Source organism: Rhizobium sp. 01T417, from assembly GCF_056398905.1.
Genome location: NZ_JBFTQH010000027.1, coordinates 22770 through 39471 on the forward strand (window position 1 = coordinate 22770; position 16702 = coordinate 39471).

Annotated in this window: 20 protein-coding genes; 10 read left to right on the forward strand and 10 right to left on the reverse strand. The window is 60.6% G+C overall.

Annotation, left to right across the window (positions count from 1 at the left end; translation table 11 throughout):
* Positions 1-50 precede the first annotated feature (50 nt).
* The 3 genes from nthA to AC1DPR_RS22605 are packed head-to-tail and all read left to right on the forward strand — an operon-like array spanning position 51 to position 1700.
* Positions 51-686: a nitrile hydratase subunit alpha gene (gene nthA, locus AC1DPR_RS22595; protein ID WP_026371980.1), complete on the forward strand. Its 636-nt coding sequence runs from the start codon at positions 51-53 to the stop codon at positions 684-686.
* Complete coding sequence (gene nthB / locus AC1DPR_RS22600) at positions 683-1342, forward strand: nitrile hydratase subunit beta (RefSeq protein ID WP_018858666.1); 660 nt, start codon at positions 683-685, stop codon at positions 1340-1342. Before nthA ends, nthB begins: the two co-directional genes overlap by 4 nt.
* Positions 1329-1700, forward strand: a complete 372-nt coding sequence (locus tag AC1DPR_RS22605; RefSeq protein ID WP_113471413.1) for a nitrile hydratase accessory protein — start codon at positions 1329-1331, stop codon at positions 1698-1700. The genes nthB and AC1DPR_RS22605 overlap by 14 nt, the downstream gene beginning before the upstream one ends.
* Before the next feature lie 3 nt (positions 1701-1703).
* Here the strand turns inward: AC1DPR_RS22605 and AC1DPR_RS22610 are convergent, their stop codons facing one another.
* Genes AC1DPR_RS22610 through AC1DPR_RS22620 form a run of 3 tightly spaced genes read right to left on the reverse strand, consistent with a single transcriptional unit; the run spans position 1704 to position 3389 of the window.
* Positions 1704-2486 carry an anti-sigma factor family protein gene (locus AC1DPR_RS22610; RefSeq protein WP_018858664.1) on the reverse strand — a complete coding sequence of 261 codons (783 nt, stop codon included), beginning with the start codon at positions 2484-2486 and terminating at the stop codon, positions 1704-1706.
* A complete protein-coding gene (locus AC1DPR_RS22615; RefSeq protein ID WP_113471414.1) occupies positions 2483-2998 on the reverse strand; it encodes an RNA polymerase sigma factor in 516 nt (171 codons plus the stop codon). Before AC1DPR_RS22615 ends, AC1DPR_RS22610 begins: the two co-directional genes overlap by 4 nt.
* Before the next feature lie 10 nt (positions 2999-3008).
* A complete protein-coding gene (locus AC1DPR_RS22620) occupies positions 3009-3389 on the reverse strand; it encodes a COG4315 family predicted lipoprotein (protein ID WP_018858662.1) in 381 nt (126 codons plus the stop codon).
* A gap of 146 nt (positions 3390-3535) precedes the next feature.
* Here AC1DPR_RS22620 and AC1DPR_RS22625 point away from each other — a divergent pair, with 146 nt between their 5' ends.
* On the forward strand, positions 3536-4663 hold the full coding sequence (locus tag AC1DPR_RS22625; RefSeq protein ID WP_018858661.1) for an ATP-dependent DNA helicase: 1128 nt from the start codon (positions 3536-3538) through the stop codon (positions 4661-4663).
* A gap of 17 nt (positions 4664-4680) precedes the next feature.
* Here the strand turns inward: AC1DPR_RS22625 and AC1DPR_RS22630 are convergent, their stop codons facing one another.
* A complete protein-coding gene (locus AC1DPR_RS22630) occupies positions 4681-5370 on the reverse strand; it encodes a MerR family transcriptional regulator (RefSeq protein ID WP_113471415.1) in 690 nt (229 codons plus the stop codon).
* 426 nt (positions 5371-5796) lie between these two features.
* Here AC1DPR_RS22630 and AC1DPR_RS22635 point away from each other — a divergent pair, with 426 nt between their 5' ends.
* Positions 5797-6549, forward strand: a complete 753-nt coding sequence (locus AC1DPR_RS22635) for a pyridoxine 5'-phosphate synthase (protein ID WP_113471416.1) — start codon at positions 5797-5799, stop codon at positions 6547-6549.
* 54 nt (positions 6550-6603) lie between these two features.
* Here the strand turns inward: AC1DPR_RS22635 and AC1DPR_RS22640 are convergent, their stop codons facing one another.
* Positions 6604-7491, reverse strand: a complete 888-nt coding sequence (locus tag AC1DPR_RS22640; RefSeq protein ID WP_113471417.1) for an SDR family oxidoreductase — start codon at positions 7489-7491, stop codon at positions 6604-6606.
* A 119-nt stretch (positions 7492-7610) separates the two neighbouring features.
* Between AC1DPR_RS22640 and AC1DPR_RS22645 the strand changes: the two genes are divergently transcribed.
* Complete coding sequence (locus AC1DPR_RS22645) at positions 7611-8027, forward strand: winged helix-turn-helix transcriptional regulator (RefSeq protein WP_018858657.1); 417 nt, start codon at positions 7611-7613, stop codon at positions 8025-8027.
* Here the strand turns inward: AC1DPR_RS22645 and AC1DPR_RS22650 are convergent.
* From AC1DPR_RS22650 to AC1DPR_RS22665, 4 genes are all read right to left on the reverse strand, one after another.
* Entirely contained in the window at positions 8013-9242 is a 1230-nt protein-coding gene (locus AC1DPR_RS22650) for an MFS transporter (RefSeq protein ID WP_112661148.1), read from the reverse strand. The two genes, AC1DPR_RS22645 and AC1DPR_RS22650, sit on opposite strands and share 15 nt — an antisense overlap.
* 66 nt (positions 9243-9308) lie before the next feature.
* Positions 9309-9926, reverse strand: coding sequence for a TetR/AcrR family transcriptional regulator (locus AC1DPR_RS22655; RefSeq protein ID WP_018858655.1), 618 nt, complete (start codon positions 9924-9926; stop codon positions 9309-9311).
* Between the two features lie 61 nt (positions 9927-9987).
* A complete protein-coding gene (locus AC1DPR_RS22660; protein WP_018858654.1) occupies positions 9988-10905 on the reverse strand; it encodes a bifunctional helix-turn-helix transcriptional regulator/GNAT family N-acetyltransferase in 918 nt (305 codons plus the stop codon).
* Between the two features lie 66 nt (positions 10906-10971).
* Entirely contained in the window at positions 10972-11691 is a 720-nt protein-coding gene (locus tag AC1DPR_RS22665; RefSeq protein ID WP_018858653.1) for an aspartate/glutamate racemase family protein, read from the reverse strand.
* A gap of 160 nt (positions 11692-11851) precedes the next feature.
* On the opposite strand from AC1DPR_RS22665, the gene AC1DPR_RS22670 reads away from it, so the two are divergent.
* On the forward strand, positions 11852-12316 hold the full coding sequence (locus AC1DPR_RS22670; protein WP_018858652.1) for an Lrp/AsnC family transcriptional regulator: 465 nt from the start codon (positions 11852-11854) through the stop codon (positions 12314-12316).
* A 129-nt stretch (positions 12317-12445) separates the two neighbouring features.
* Positions 12446-13717 carry an NAD(P)/FAD-dependent oxidoreductase gene (locus AC1DPR_RS22675; RefSeq protein ID WP_018858651.1) on the forward strand — a complete coding sequence of 424 codons (1272 nt, stop codon included), beginning with the start codon at positions 12446-12448 and terminating at the stop codon, positions 13715-13717.
* Between the two features lie 50 nt (positions 13718-13767).
* Here AC1DPR_RS22675 and AC1DPR_RS22680 read toward each other — a convergent pair whose 3' ends face one another.
* Entirely contained in the window at positions 13768-14814 is a 1047-nt protein-coding gene (locus AC1DPR_RS22680) for an NAD(P)-dependent alcohol dehydrogenase (RefSeq protein ID WP_113471418.1), read from the reverse strand.
* 188 nt (positions 14815-15002) lie between these two features.
* Between AC1DPR_RS22680 and AC1DPR_RS22685 the strand changes: the two genes are divergently transcribed.
* Positions 15003-15908, forward strand: a complete 906-nt coding sequence (locus AC1DPR_RS22685; RefSeq protein ID WP_113471419.1) for an AraC family transcriptional regulator — start codon at positions 15003-15005, stop codon at positions 15906-15908.
* Positions 15909-16034: 126 nt separating this feature from the next.
* A complete protein-coding gene (locus AC1DPR_RS22690) occupies positions 16035-16700 on the forward strand; it encodes a TetR/AcrR family transcriptional regulator (protein ID WP_026371979.1) in 666 nt (221 codons plus the stop codon).
* Positions 16701-16702 lie beyond the last annotated feature (2 nt).

Genomic DNA, 16702 nt, shown 5'->3' on the forward strand with positions numbered 1-16702 from the left:
CCGGCTACAAGCGCTTAAAGATAAGCCGCCAATTGGCGGAGGATTATCTCGTGCACGACGACGATCACCATCACGACCACGACCATGACCATGACAACCGCTATACCGACATGCAGGCGCGGGTGAGGGCGCTGGAGACGGTTCTGACGGAGAAGGGACTGATCGATCCGGCGGCGATCGATGCGATCGTCGAGACCTACGAGACCAAGGTCGGCCCACGAAACGGTGCGCGTGTCGTCGCCAGGGCATGGAACGATCCTGAATTCGCGGAGTGGCTGCGGCGCGGCGCGACGGCGGCGATCGCGAGCCTTGGCTATGCCGGGCGTCAGGGCGAGCACATGCGCGCGGTGTTCAACACGGACGAGACGCATAATCTCGTCGTCTGTACGCTTTGCTCCTGTTACCCCTGGTCGGTCCTCGGCCTGCCGCCCGTGTGGTACAAGGCCCCCGCCTACCGTTCGCGGGCAGTTATCGATCCGCGCGGGGTGCTGGCCGAATTCGGCGTGACCTTGCCCGAGGATAAGAAGATCCGCGTATGGGATTCGACGGCGGAGCTCCGCTATCTGGTCATTCCGGAGCGGCCGGCGGGCACGGATGGATGGAGCGAGGAGCAGCTTGCAGATCTCGTCAGTCGCGATGCGATGATCGGAACGGGATTGGCTGCCGCGCCAGGAGATGCGGCATGAACGGCCCGCACGACCTTGGCGGTCAGATGGGTTTCGGCCCTGTCGCGCCCGAAAGGGACGAGCCGTATTTCCATGCGGAGTGGGAGAAGCGTGCGCTCGGCCTTACGCTTTCCAGCGGCGCCTTTGGCGCCTGGAATATCGACGAGAGCCGGCATACGCGCGAAAGCATTCCACCGGCGAGTTATCTTGGCGCGAGCTACTACGAGATCTGGACGCGGGCGCTGGAGGTGCTGCTGCGGCGCCATGGCTTTGTGACGGCCGAGGAGATCAACGCCGGTCACAAGCAAATGGATGGCGCGACGCCGAAGCGTGTCCTGAAGGCCGACATGGTGGCAGGCGTGCTCGCCAAGGGTGGTCCCTGCGACCGACCGGTGGCGACGCCGCCACGCTTCTCCGTGGGGGACAGTGTTCGAACCAGGAATTTCAATCCGACGACACATACGCGGCTGCCGCGCTATGCACGCTCAAAATTGGGCGTGGTAGAAGCTGTTCAAGGCTCCTTCGTCTTCCCCGACGACAACGCCCATGGGAAGGGCGAGAACCCTCAATGGGTCTATACGGTCTTGTTCGACGGCGGCGAAATCTGGGGTGAGGGAGCGGATCCGACGCTCTGCATCTCGATCGATGCCTGGGAGAGCTATCTTGAGCCAGTGTGAGACGCGGTCGCCGCTGGCGCAATCGCCGCAGCTGCCGAAATCGCCCGATGGAGAGCCGGTCTTTCCTGAGCCATGGGCTGCGGAAGCCTTCGCGATAACAGTGCATCTGCACGAACGGGGCCTGTTTACGTGGAACGAATGGGCTGAGACGCTATCACGGGAATTGCACCAGCCCGGCCGCGCCGAAGACGGCAGCGACTATTTCGATTGCTGGGTGGCGGCGCTTTCGGCAATTCTCGTCAAACTCGGCGTCGCTGACGCCGACATGATCCTCGATCTGCAGAAGAGTTGGCAGCGGGCGGCGGAGGCGACGCCGCACGGCAAGCCGATCGAGCTTGCCAACGACCCGCTGCGCTGAGGCTTACGACGGAAACTGCCTGTAGCATTCCTCGGCGACTTTTCTCAGCACATCGCGCGGAATCTCGCCGGTAACGGCGTAGCCGAGTTCGCCGTCGATCCAGTAGAAGGTTTCGACATTGCCCGATGACGCGAAGCGGAAACTGGTCGACCTGTTATCAGCCTTGCGCCCGACGAGGACCGTCAGTCGTTCGCCGGCCGGATCCTCGTACATGAACATTGCACCCGGCCTGCCCTCGACGGGCAACAGTCGCCCGCCGACCAGCTTGAAGCCGAGTTCCTGCAGGTTCGGAACCCGCAAGTTTTGAATGGCAAGCCGCTTGCCGAGCCAGGTCGCCAGATGGGCTTCCTCATTGGCAAAGACCTCGACGGGATGGCGGACTTCACCGGCATAAACCAGGAAGGCGTTGCGGGCTTCGTTGGGCAGGGTTTCGAGTTCCGTCAGTTGCAGATCCGGTTTTTGAAACAGTGCTGGGCCGTAGTGGCCGCTCAAGGCTCCCAGGCCGAAAGCCGCTATGATCGCAGCCACCGCCGCCAGGCGCTTCGGCCAGTTTGCTGGGCGTGTCCGGCCAGTGACGAGCGCTATGTCGGCGTCCGTGGATTTTTCATAGTCCGCGAAAAGCGATCGGATCTCGGCATTTTGCGCGGACCATTCCGCCACTCTGGCTGCATCGCCCGGATTGTCAGTGAGCCACGCCTCGATGCGTGCGCGGGCCTGCTCGGGAAGCTGCCCGTCGGCAAAGGCGTGAAGATCCGCTTCGGTCACGGTCTGGTTGATCTCGTTCATTTCGGTCTCCGAAGCGTAATGACATTGTCTGCCTTCATGCGCTCTCCCATCCGTTGGCGTGCGCGTGACAGGCGCGACATAACCGTGCCGATCGGGATGTCGAGTGCGGTCGCAACCTCCTGATAGGTATAGCCTTCGATGACAATCAACATCAGCACAGCGCGGTTTTCTTCCGAAAGGCTGTTTAATGCATCCTCCAGCCGCGATCGCTCGAGCGGATCGGGAGCGGGATCGACGGATACGATGTCCTCGGCGCCATCGAGTTCCACGAACGGCGCGCGACCCGTCTGGCGACGGCTGTTGCGATAGAGGTTCGTCATGATCGTCAGCACCCAGCCGCGCAGGTTCAGCCCCCGCCATTGTCCGTGACGGGCGAGCACCTTCTCGAGGCAATCCTGCAGCAAGTCTTCCCCGTCTGCATCGGAGCGGGTGAGGCTCCGCGAGTAACGCCTGAGCGAGGGAAGGAGGGCCAGGATCTGGCCCTCGAACGTGTCGTGACCTGGTGCCTTCACGTCGCTTCGCTCACTGTTTGACGAGATCCCAATTGCCGCCGACACCGTCACCGGTGATATCGCCCATCTTCTTGTCCTTCACCCAGAAATAAAGCGGCATGCCGTCCTTGGCCCACTGCTTGCTGCCGTCTTTCCGTTCGACAATCGAATATGCACCCTCCGGCTTCGCGTCGCTAGCGGCCTTCAGCGGCGGCCAGTTCTTGGCGCAATCGTCGTAGCAATTGGAGACACCCATCTTATCCTTCTTGAAGGTATAGAGGGTCATGCCGTTTTCGCCGGCAAGAACCTCGCCCTTGGTGGACTTTACGGCCTTGACGGGCGGGGCCGCAAATGCGGACGTTGCGGCGGCGGATGCAATGGCAAAGGCGATCAGCATCTTTGCGGATTTCATGGGCTCTCTCCTCACGTGTAGGGCACGCTTGATTGCGTTGCCTGACATGAGACACCATCGATGCCGATTTTATTCCCTTTCGATTGCCCGCTTGCGCGGATTTCAGGGTTGCCTATGTCAGGCGAATCCTGCCAAGTCGATCCACGATGCAATTTGCTCCGCAACAAGATGAAGCCCTCAGGGCCGTTTCCCAATGGCTGAAGGAAGGGCGGACACCGCTTTTCCGTCTGTTCGGCTATGCCGGTACGGGCAAGACGACGCTTGCGCGGCATTTCGCGGAGTATGTGGATGGTGACGTACTGTTTGCCGCGTTTACGGGCAAGGCGGCCCAGGTGCTGCGGTCGCGCGGCGCCAGCAACGCGAAGACCATCCATTCGCTGATCTATCGTCCGCGCGGCGAGGAGGCTGTCGAGGACGAGGAGACGGGCAAAACTTCCATTGCGCCGATGTTTTCCATCAACCGTCAGAGCCCAGTCGCCAAGGCTGCGCTGATCGTGGTCGACGAGTGCTCGATGGTGGACGAGGCTTTGGGCCGCGACCTGATGAGCTTCGGCACACCGATCCTGGTGCTTGGAGATCCGGGGCAGCTGCCTCCGGTGTCGGGCGGCGGCTTCTTCACCAATCAGGAACCGGACTATCTGCTGACGGACATTCACCGCCAGGCGCGCGATAATCCGATCATCCAGCTTGCAATGCAGGTGCGTGAGGGCAACGAAGTCAGCTACGGAGACTACGGTACCGCGCGGGTCATCTCGAAGGGCGAGGTGAACCAGTCGCTGGTCCTCGATGCCGATCAGGTGCTCGTCGGCACGAATCGCACGCGACGCCGATACAATCAGCGTCTTCGCGAGCTGAAGGGTTTTGCGACCGAATATCCGCAAACGGGCGACAAGCTTGTCTGCCTGCGCAACGATCCGGCAAAGGGCTTGCTCAACGGCTCACTTTGGCAGGTGATGACGTCGTCCAAGGAGACGACGAAGCCTGGCATCAACCTGCTGGTCCGGCCCGAGGATGACGACATGGATCGCGGCGCGGCGAAGATCAAACTGCTGAAGCAGGCTTTCGAGGATGTCGAGGGTGAGATTCCCTGGAACACGCGCAAGCGCTACGACGAATTCGACTACGGCTATGCACTGACGGTGCACAAGGCGCAGGGTTCGCAGTGGAACAACGTCGTGTTGTTCGATGAAAGCTGGGCATTCCGCGATACACGCGAACGGTGGCTCTATACAGCGATCACGCGCGCGGCGGAAACCCTGACGATTGTGCGCTAGGCGATTTTCCGGGGGCGTCAGACCTGGACGACGCCGAGCATGACGGCCTTGGCTATGGCTTGAAAACGATTGTTGGCGTGGAATTTCTGGATGATGCCGGCCTCAAGTGACTGTGCATCGTCATTTCGAAGGTCGAGGGTGCGCGCAATACGCTGCGTGGAAAGCCCTGCCGCCATCAGCGCCAGGCACCGCAACTCCTGATCCGTGAGCATCGAGCCGCTCTGATTATCGTTGAGAAGCTGCTCCTCGGCTGCCTCGCGGTCGAGCAGGTCGCTCACCTGCTGCATCTGCCGATGCAATGTGGACATTTCCGCGCTGAGTTCGCGTTTGCGGGTCACGAGCGCGTCACGAAACAGAGCCTCGGCAGCCTCCTGCGATTCGGCTTCTATGAGGTCGCTCATCAAATCCTGGATCACAGCAACCGCCATTCCAGCCTCGCGGCAGGCGTTGATGACAGCCATGCGCATCACGTCGCCCGGTTCATAGACGCGCATCAGGCCGATTCGGCTGGCCGAAATGAGCCCTTTTTCCTCATAGAAGTGGAGTGTGCGGTGGGTGACGCCAAAGGCATTGGCCATGTCGGCGATCGGAACTCGCCCGCGGGGCAAATCTGCGGGGCGGAGCGCCGCAGAAGGAAGAAAACGGTGCCGCGCTCGTGTTTGTGTCGCGAGGTCTGACGTGAAATCCTGCTTGTAACCTTCTGCCATGGTCCCTCCCGTTGTGCTCATTGTGCGTCTGCAAATTGCAAAAAGGGTGCGGTTGAGTGGGGTTCCTTCTTGATCGTTCCTGTTCAGGCATCAAAGCAACTGGCGGTGTTTGCTTCGATATCGCGAGCTTACGTTACTCGTGATTGACGTATTTTGTTAGTATCAAATTTAGTGACTTTTAATTTACAGCGCAATCCGGCGGGAAAGCTGCCCCAGGTGACGCGTTTCTCGCGAGAAATCAGCGCTGGAGAAACGCTTGATCGTTTAAAGCGCGAAGAACAAACCAGATCTACATTCAGCCGCCGCGTTGACGGACCAAACGCTCGCGTCATCACAGATTCACATGCATCCATGTACGAATCTCGTTGGCCGATGCCGACTCGTTGGCTTAGAAACGATCATCCTTCGCTTCAGTGGAATCCCGCCATGCAGACTACGCTTTCCGTCAATCTCAATGCCGTCGCGATGCTGCGCAACCGCCGCGATCTTCCATGGCCCAGTGTAGAGGGGTTGGGGCGGATTGCGCTGCAATCCGGCGCGAGCGGATTGACGGTCCATCCGCGACCCGACCAAAGACACATCCGTTTCTCGGACCTGCCCATCATCCGCAATCTGATCGATGACGAATTTCCAAACGCCGAATTCAATATCGAGGGCTATCCCACCGAGGAGTTTCTCGATCTCTGCGTTGGGGTGGCACCCGAGCAGGTCACGCTGGTTCCGGACGACCCCTCACAGGCGACCTCTGATCATGGCTGGGATTTCCGCAAGCACCGCGATTTCCTGACTGATGTCATTGCGCGGCTGAAGAAGATGGGCACGCGCGTATCGCTGTTTGCCGATGGCGATGGGGACGCCGAGGCCGTCGCGATTGCCAAGGCGGTCGGTGCTGACCGGATCGAGCTTTATACGGGGCCATATGGCGGCTGCTACGATGCGCCTGAACGGGTAGGGCCAATCCTCGAGGCGCTAGGTGAGACAGCGGACGCGGCGCTGGCGATCGGCTTGGGCGTCAATGCGGGGCACGATCTGACGGTTGCGAATTTGCCACCGCTCTTAAAGCGCATTCCGAAACTCGCGGAAGTGTCCATCGGGCACGGGCTGACGGCGGACGCGCTGGAATTCGGCATGGCCGAAACGGTTCGGCGGTTCTGCCGCGCATGCGGCCAGAAGATCTGAGAACTGCATGAGTGAGCCCGCTCCGGTGGTGCGAAGCGGGCTTTATCGACCGACTCAGGCCGTGAGGGCGGTCTTGTGTGCGACGAAGAAGCCCTTGAGCGTTTGAGGCTTGTTGCCAGTCAGCGTCTCGTAATCCGCCGTTACCAGATCAAAGTTGCCGGCGCGGATGTTGGCGTCGGCTGAGACCAGCATGTCCGCGACGAAATCGGGAAGACCCGCGCCGCGAATGCCTTGGCCAAGCTGCTCATCCGTGACGCTGACGGCCTTCAACGGCCTTCCAACCGCATCGGAGAGGACCGCGGCGATCTGGTCGGCGCTCAGCGATTCGGCTCCGGTCAGCGTATAGGTCGCGCTTTCATCGCTGCCGGAGGCAAGGGACGCTGCGATTGCCCGCGCGCAGTCTTCGCGCGAGATGTTCGCAACCTTGCCGCCGTCGCTGCTCGTGTACCAGTTTCCCGACTGGAGATTGTGCGGCATGCCATGGAGATAGTTGTCCATGTACCAGGCATTCCGAAAGATCGTGTAGGGGATGTCAGTGGCCTTCATGGCATTCTCGGTGCCAAGATGATCGGGTGCAAAGGTCACCAGAGATTTATCGGGCGAGGGCATCGAGGTGTAGGCGATGTGCTTCACGCCTGCCTTTGCTGCCGCGTCCACTGCCGCTTTGTGCTGCTTGAGACGTAGGCCGGGGACGGCGAGTGCGTCGGTGCTGATGATCAGCAACCGATCGACGCCCTTGAAGGCAGATTCGAGCGAGGCGGCGTCGTCGAAATCGGCCTTGCGGGTGATGACACCCTTTGTGGCAAGGTCCGCGAGTTTGGCCGGATGGCGCGTCGCGGCGATGATATTTGCCGCTGGAACCTTTTCGGTCTCAAGCAGGTGATGGATGATCCGCTGGCCGAGTTGGCCGGCCGCACCCGTGATGAGAATGGTCTCGCTCATGTGTCTTTCCTCTGGGTTTGCTGTTGGTCTCAAAAAGAGAGTAGCTCTAGATTAGGAATTGACTGCGCGCTGTAAAGAAGGCAGTTTTTTGGCTCTACGTTACCAAAAGGGAACCAAGAATGAGTGGCGCCGTCGTCAACCTGAAGAACAAGGCCCCCGGCATTCGTCGAGACGTCGATCTCAGCAACCTCGACTTCAACAATTGCCCGGTCCGGGACATGATGCAGCAGATTGGCGGCAAGTGGTCGACACTGATGCTCGAGGCGCTGTCGCAACGTCCGTATCGCTTCGGCGAATTACGGCGGATGATTCCGGATATCTCGCAGCGCATGCTGACACAGACCCTAAGGGATCTGCAGCGTGACGGTTACATCGAGCGGGAAGTGTTTCCGACGAAACCGCCGAGCGTCGAGTACCGGATGACTGATCTCGGCCGCTCGCTTTACAGCACGCTCGCCTTGCTACTGAACTGGGCGGAGGCAAACCATGACGCGGTTCGCGCCGCCCGGCTCCGATTCGATTCAGCCAGCCTCTGAGACTGCCTGCCGGCCGCGGCCTTCCGTCAGGAACAGAAGGAACGCAAAGGCTGGGAAGCAGAAGCCGATCCACGCGGTCATCGTCCAGCCGCCGGTCGCGTAGGCCCAGCCGCCCACGGCGGATCCGATCGCACCGCCCGTAAAGAACGTCGCCATGTAGAGACCGTTCAGGCGGCTGCGATGCTCGGCGCTGATCGCGTAGACGGCTCGCTGGCCGCAGACCAGATTGGTGGTTACGCCGAAATCAAGCAGTATTGCTGCAGCGGTCAGCAAAAGCAGCGCCGTCAGCGACCCATCGGTTGCGAACTGGCTGATGAGAAAGGCCGACATTCCAAGCAGCATCGCTAGCGTCGAGGCAGCCTTCGTCAGTCCGCGATCGGCGAGCCGCCCGGCAATTGGCGACGCAATGGCACCAGCCGCGCCAGCCAGCGCGAACAGGGCGATGCCATTCTGCGTCAGCCCGAACTCAGGGCCTGCGAGCAGCAGGGGCGTCGTGGTCCAGAATAGGCTGAACGCACCGAACATCCCGGCCTGGTAGAGCGCGCGACGCTGAAGAATGCGCGAATGGAGGGCAAGATCCGCCATCGAGGCGAGCAGTCTGCCGTAGCTCAGTCTGGTGTGGGGAACACGGACCGGAAGGTTGGCTCTCAGGATGACAACGAGCGCGATCATGAGCGCCGCGGTCACGAAGTAGACCATGTGCCAGGAGGTTGCTTCGGCAACGAAGCTGGCGAAGGGCCGCGCCAGCATGATGCCACAGAGCAGGCCGCTCATGACGTTGCCGACGACGCGGCCGCGCGTAGCGTCCGGCGCCATGTGGGCGGCAAAGGGAACAAGTACCTGGACGGCAACGGATGCAAGGCCGATGCAGAGCGACGCTAGTAGAAACATCATCGGTGTCGAGGACAGTGCCGCGCCGACCAAAGCAACCGCAGAGATGGCGATCAGCGTCAGCACAAGTCTGCGGTTTTCCAGGAGGTCGCCGAGCGGAACGATCAGCAGAAGGCCGAGGCCGTAGCCGATTTGCGTCAGGGTGACGATCAAGCCGGTTGCCGCCGGAGTGAATCCGAGGGATGCGCTGATCGGGCCGGCAAGCGGCTGGCCGTAATAGAGATTGGCCGCGACCAGTCCGCAGGCGGCCGCAAAAAGAAACGTCATTAAAGGCGAGATCGTCTGCGGCGCGACGGTTTCCCGCGTGGTGGTCGAAAGGCTCATATTAGGCTCCGGGGCTATCGGATCATCAAAAAGGTTGCGCGTGAGGCGGGTCGGTCGCAACCCGATTTACGCAAGAAGTTTCATTGCAATCTCGGCGACAGCGACCATTTCTTCCTCGCTACGCCCCGTTTTGCCAACCACTCGCATTCCATTGGTCACGCAAAGCAGGGTACGGGCGGTGGCGGCGACGTCAACGTTCGCGGCGATCGAGCCGTCGCTTTGGCCGAGGCGGAGGAGATCGCGGATCAGCGCCTCGTTGGCTGCAAACGCAGCCGCGACACGGTCTGCGGCCTCTTCGTCGAAAAGCGCCAGGTCGTTCGCACTGCTGACGACAAGACAGCCGCACCGACCGGAGGCACCATGCGAGGAGAGCGCATAGTGGGCCAAGACTTCGCGGATCTTCTCACGGCCGGTTGCGGCCTTCGCCATGCGTGCGTCCAGAAGGCCGCGACGAACAGCGCGGTATCGGTCGAAGGCTGCGAGGAATATGCCGCGCTTGTCCTTGAACGCCTTGTAGACGCTGCCGGAGGCAAGGCCCATGGCTTCGGTAAGCTCGCTGATCGACGCGGCATGATAGCCGCGCTCGGAAAATACCTGGAGCGCCCTGTCGAGCGCTGCGTCGCGATCGAATTCGCGCGGTCTGCCGCGTGTCCTGATCGTTTCAGTGAGGGTCGCCGTGGTCATGGTCGACTTAATTAGGAAATGATCGTTTCCAAATCAAGGGAAACTTTTGCGACGCAGCAAATCAGAGATCAAGAACCCAGGTTTGGCCGTTTTCCTCAGGGCCGAACATCCGGTGTCTCCCCTCGGAGACAAGGCGGAAACCGGCCTTCAAATATATGCCGCGCGCGGCATGCAGGATGTCGTTCGTCCATAGCGATATCTGTCGATACTGCTTTGCCCTGGCAAAGCGAATGCATTCGTCGACCAGCATCTTGCCGAGTCCGAGGCCGCGCGCCGCCTTGTCCACATAGAGCAGGCGAAGCTTCGCAACGCCATCGCCACCATTGGTGACAAGGATCGAGCCGACGTTGATGCCTCCACGCTCGGCAATCCAGCAATACTCCTTCGACGGATCGAAATTCGCCAGGAACTTGCCGGCGACCTCTGCAACGAGGCCCTCGAAGCGCATGTCCCAGCCGTATTCCCCGGCGTAAGCCTTGCCCTGGCTTTGGACGATCCAGCCGATGTCGCCGGGCCGGTGTGCGCGGATGATCAAGGGTGGGCGCGCGGCCTCGGGATCCAATAGCCCCCGAATGGCACTCATCGCGGCTACGACGCTTTGCGGTTCGCCGTCGACGAGGTTAGCGAAGCGCTCTGCTATCTGAGTGTTGGAGCGACGGCCCAGTTCCTCGAATTGATCGTGTCCCTTGGTGGTGACGTTGATGATTTGACTGCGCAGGTCGTCGGGATCGGCCGTTGTTTCAATCAGGCCATTGGAGCGGAAGCGTTTGAGAATTCTGCTGAGATAGGCGGGGTCGAGTTGCAGGTCGCGTGCCAACGCGACCGCGGTGACGCCCTTGCGCGAGCCGATCTCGAAGAGGACGCGCGCGTCCGTCAGCGTGAAATCGGTGTCGAGGTAGGCCCGGTTCAGGACCCCCAGGAAGCTCGTGTAGAAACGATTGAAGTCGCGGGCAGCGTCGATCAAGCCAGGGTCAGACATGGACAAAACCTCCTGATAGGAGATTTTGTCCTGCTTTTATTTGACTGAGTCAACTAATTTGTTGACTCAAGCAGCCGCGATCACGCGTGCTTGTTCGTCGCCAAGTGCGAACTCGACGGCGGCGCGAGCATGGATCTCGGTTGTGTCGAAGCCCGGCAGCGGCAGATGCTTCGGGTCAAGGATCAGGCAGATTTCCGTGCAGCCGAGAATGATACTGTCCGCGCCCTTGGCGCGCTCGCGTTCGATGATCTGCATGAGCTTGTCGCGCGAGCTGTCGAGCACCTTGCCGGCGCAGAGCTCATTGAAGATGATGTCATGGACGGACGTGCGGTCGGCGGCTTCGGGAACCACGACGTCAACGCCCAGGCTCTTCATGCGATTGGCATAGAAACCGTGTTCCATGGTGTATCGTGTGGCGAGCAGGAGCGGGCGCTTGCGCCCGGCTGCCTTCAGAGACTTCGCAGTCTCGTCGATGATGTGGATCAGCGGCACGGAGATGCGGGAGGCGACCTGATCGGCAATCAGATGCATCGTGTTCGTGCAGATCAGCATGCAGCGGGCGCCGGCAATCTGCAGGTGCAGAGCCACGTCGCCGAGCCGGCTTGCTGCAGAGTCCCAGTCACCCGCCTTCTGCATGGAGACGATCTCGTCGAAATTGACGGAATGCATCAGGAGGTCAGCCGACGTGAGCCCGCCGCGGCGCTCGCGTACCATTTCATTGATCAGGCGATAGTAGACCGCCGAGCTTTCGAAGCTCATTCCGCCAATTAGTCCGATTGTCTGCATTTTTGTTATGCTCCCGTCTGGAATTTCGTAGTGGCGAGATCATGCATCGAACCTCGCGCAAATGGTTTGCTTTCTTTGTCTCAAACTCTTCATTGGCGCTGCATTTTTGCGTATAATCTCCAAACTGCGCAAACTGCAGCCGTGAAATTTCCGAGGCACCATGCTTGATGACCGCGATCGACGAATCCTAGAATATTTGCAGACCGATGCGGGCATTTCGGTGACGGAGCTTGCTGAAAGGGTCGCACTATCGGTCTCTGCCTGTTCTCGCCGCATCCAGCGGCTGGAGGAGAGCGGCCATATCGCGCGGCGGATCGTGGTGCTTGACCGCGAGAAAATGGGCGTGCCGACGACGGTATTTGCGCTGATCAAGACGGCACACCATGCCGACGAGTGGATCGAGGCGTTTCGCCGGGCGATCAGCAGCATACCGGAGATCGTCGAGGCGCATCGGCTTACCGGCAACCACGACTATATTCTAAAGATCGTGCTCCCACGCGTCGAGCACTACGACGTGATCTATAAGCAGATCGTCCGCAAGATCGAACTCTTCGATGTGTCAGCGTCCATATCGATGGAATTGCTGAAAAGCGGGACATCGATCCCTGTTGCCTATGCAGACTGAGTGACCCCGACACCAAATTGAGCATTCGTGACTACCGCCCAGAGCAGGCGAGCTATGCCCAAACAGTGATTGAAAGCCGCGCGCGACCAACGACATTGGCTATAACGAAGTGGCACGGAAAGGCAGCTCATGAGCGAACACCATGTTGTGGTTGTCGGCGGCGGCTTCGGCGGCCTGCAGTTGGTCAACGATCTGAAGGGTGCGGGCGTCCGGATCACGCTGATCGACCGACGCAATCATCATCTCTTCCAACCGCTCCTTTACCAGGTGGCGACGACAATCCTTTCCACCTCCGAGATTGCCTGGCCCATTCGCCATCTCTATAGCGACCGCCAGGACGTGACGACGCTGTTAGGCGAAGTCGTAGGTGTCGATACTGACGTAAAGGAAGTTTCCTTACGTAACGGCACTACGTTGCGTTATGACACGCTCGTCCTCGCCACGGGTGCAACGCACGCCTATTTCGGGCGAGACGACTGGGAGTCGGTGGCCCCCGGCCTAAAGACGCTGGAGGATGCAACGACGATCCGCCGGCGCATGTTGCTCGCATTCGAGCGGGCGGAGACCGAAGCCGATCCCGCTGCGCGCGACGCATTATTGACCTTCACTATCGTCGGCGCCGGGCCGACGGGGGTCGAGCTTGCCGGGATCATCGCCGAGCTTGCACGCAGGACCCTGCCGCGCGAATTCCGCAATATCGATACGCGCAAGACACGGGTCGTGCTGGTCGAGGCGGGGCGGCGCGTGCTTCCGACCTTTGCCGAGGAGCTTTCTGACTATGCCAGCAAGGCCCTTCAGGAACTCGGCGTCGAGCTGCATATCGGCGAGCGTGTCCTGGAGTGCACGGCAGACGGTGTCGAGACGAGCGAGGAGTTCATTCCGAGCCGCACGATCGTCTGGGCTGCAGGCGTACAGGCCTCACCCGCCGCTAAGTGGCTGGATGTTCCGGCCGATCGGGCCGGCCGCGTCGTCGTCGAGAAGGATCTGACGGCACCGGGACTTCCGGATGTTTTCGTCGTCGGCGATACGGCGTCTGTCACGCGGGAGGGAGGTGCTCCCGTGCCCGGGATTGCACCGGCTGCCAAACAACAGGGCGCTTATGCTGCAAAGGTGATCCGGGCGCGTCTCGCGGGAAAGCCGGCACTCCCGCCATTTCGATATCGTCATCAGGGCAGCCTTGCGACGATCGGTCAAAGTGCCGCGATCATCGATTTCGGTCGGATCAAGCTGAAAGGCTGGATCGCTTGGTGGATATGGGGCATCGCCCACATCTATTTCCTGATCGGGACGCGTTCGCGTTTTGCCGTGGCTTGGAGTTGGCTCTGGATTTACCTGAGCGGCCAGCACAGCGCGCGGTTGATCACCCAGAAGGAAACGATGCGCGACGATAGCAGCGCATAGAAAGGGCGGCTCAAGGCCGCCCTGCGGCTCAAGGCCGCCCTTTCCCATTATCAAGCTGCCAGCGAGGCGATGTCGATGACGAAGCGGTAACGAACGTCGCTCTTCAGAACGCGTTCATAGGCCTCGTTGACCTGCTGGATGTTGATCGTCTCGATCTCGGAGACGATGTTGTGCTTGCCGCAGAAGTCCAGCATTTCCTGGGTTTCCTTGATTGAGCCGATCATCGAGCCGGAAATGCTCTTGCGGCCCGGGACCAGCGAAAATGCATGAACCGGGATCGCGTTTTCCGGGATGCCGACGACCACAAATGCACCGTCCACCTTCAGAAGGCCAAGATAAGCGTTCCAATCGATCTCGGCGCTGACCGTGCAGATGATCAGGTCAAATGTACCGGCAAGCTTCTTGAACGTCTCCTCGTCGCTGGTCGCATAGTATTCTTTGGCACCGAGCTTGAGGCCGTCTTCCTTCTTGGAAAGGCTCTGCGAGAGGACGGTGATGTCAGCACCCATGGCCGCGCCGAGCTTGACGCCCATGTGACCGAGGCCGCCCATGCCGACGATTGCGACCTTCTTGCCTGGTCCGGCATTCCAGTGACGCAGCGGCGAGTAGAGCGTGATGCCGGCGCAGAGCAGCGGGGCCGAGGCGTCGAGCGGAAGGTTGTCCGGAATGGACATGACGTAACCTTCCTTGACGACGATCGAGTCGGAGTAACCGCCTTGAGTGCGCGTCTTGCCATCGGCTTCGAAGTCGTTGTAGGTGCCGACCAGGCCGGGCATATATTGTTCGCGGTCGAGGTCGCGGGCTGCGCAGCCAACGCAGCTGTCGACGAAGCAGCCAACACCGACGCGGTCGCCGACCTTGAACTTGGTGACGGCCGAGCCGACAGCCGAGACGATGCCGGCGATCTCGTGGCCTGGTACGATCGGATAGACCGCATTCTTCCATTCGTTGCGGACGGTGTGGATGTCCGAGTGGCAGATGCCCGCAAATTTGATGTCGATCACAACGTCATCGGCATTGGGTTCACGGCGCTCGAAGGTGAAGGGCGTAAGGGGCTTGGACGCGTCGGTGGCAGCATAGCCTTTTGCAATGGCCATCTAAGACTTCCTTTCGGGTTGCTGGGTGATGGCAGACCATGCACCGGATCGATGTCGATGCGTTAGAGCGATACTCCGAGCTTCTTGCACGATCCTGCAAAAGTGACAGACGGGCCTATTCTCGCGGGAGCAAAGCTGTCCTAGATAGTGCGCATCTCTCCGAGGCGATACATAAAGGGTTCGCTCGTATGACTCTGCCGTTCAATCCCTACCAAGAAATCGTCTCCATTGCCGCGCGCCATCTTGGCGATGACGGGGAATGCAGGACCGCAATCGAGAGCGTGGGGATCAGTCGGCGCTCTTCACCGAGCGCTCCCTGCCACGGCAGCTACCGCCCTTGCATCGCCCTTGTTATCCAGGGCGCCAAGAGCCTGCGCCTCGGTACCGACGTCATCAATTACGGGCCTGGCGACTACCTGCTGACATCGCTCGACCTGCCGGTGACATGGCGAGTGGTGGAGGCAAGCCCCGAGGTTCCGCATTTCTGCCTGACGCTCGCCATCAACAGCGAGAAGGTTCTCGATCTCCTGAGCCGGGCCGATATCCCGCGGCCAACCGCGCCCGTTGGAGGACGCGGGATCGTCGTAAATGTCGCGACGCCAGAGCTCTTGGACGCGGCAGTGCGGCTGCTACGTTTGCTCGATAGTCCAAAGGACATCGCGGCGATGGCGCCGCTGATAGAGCAGGAGATTCTATATCGGGTTCTTACCGGCCCGGACGGTGGCCGGCTGATCAATATTGCGGTCGCCGACAGTCACGGCAACCGCATTGCACGCGCCATCGCATGGTTGCGGCAGAATTTTGCCCAGCCGCTGCGCATCGAGGACCTCGCGGAGCAGGTCAACATGAGCGTGTCGTCCTTCCATCACCATTTCAAATCGATCACCGCGATCACGCCGGTGCAATACCAGAAGCAGCTGCGGCTGCATGAGGCGCGGCGTCTGATGCTGATCGAGCGGCTGGATGCAGGGACGGCGGGGCATCGTGTCGGCTATCAGAGCCCGTCGCAGTTCAGCCGCGAATACAGCCGCGTCTATGGCATGTCCCCGGTGAGAGACGTCGAGGCGGCACGCGAGCCTTCTGACGACGCCTGAGTAGTGCGCTGTAGGCAGCGACGGTCGCGCCGATAGCGCACAAGGACGCTGAAATTTTCGTGCCATGCCGCTTGACGCGCACAGTGGTTTGCAGCATAAAGCCTGCGAACCGTACCGTACGGTACTATTGGGAGTGAGGCCGTGTCCGTCGATAATTTGGAGCCCAGCGAGTTTTCGCCGCGCCAAAACGCCGTCCTGGAGCAGGCATTGCAGCTGCTCGTCGATGGCGGCGAGAAGGCGCTGACGACATCGGGCGTTGCGCGCGCGGCGAACTGCTCCAAGGAAAGCCTGTACAAGTGGTTCGGCGACCGCGACGGCCTGCTGTCCGCGATGATCGCCTATCAGGCGAGCAAGGTGCGCACCTTCGAGCGCAATGGCGAGCGGCTGACGTCGGCGAGCCTCCACGACCACCTCGTCATCTTCTCAAAGGATTTGCTTGAAGTTCTCGCCGGCGATGTCTCGCTGGCGCTCAACCGTCTCGCCATCGGCCAGTCGCATCGCGACGGCTCCAAGCTCGGCAAGCTGCTTCTGGAGCGGGGTCGCCGTCAGATCGATCGCCGCGCCATGGGGCTGATCGATTCCGGCAAGCGCGCTGGGCTGCTGCGCTTCCATGATGCCGACGAGGCATATCACACGCTTTATGGCCTGATCGTTTCCGATCTGCATGTTCGCATGCTGCTCGGCGAGCCGGGTCTCAAGGATACCGCGCGTCAGGCGGAGAGGGCGGTTTCCGCCTTCCTGCGCCTCTATGGCACGGAAAAGGTTTTGGCGGAGATGCCGCTCGTCGGCTGATC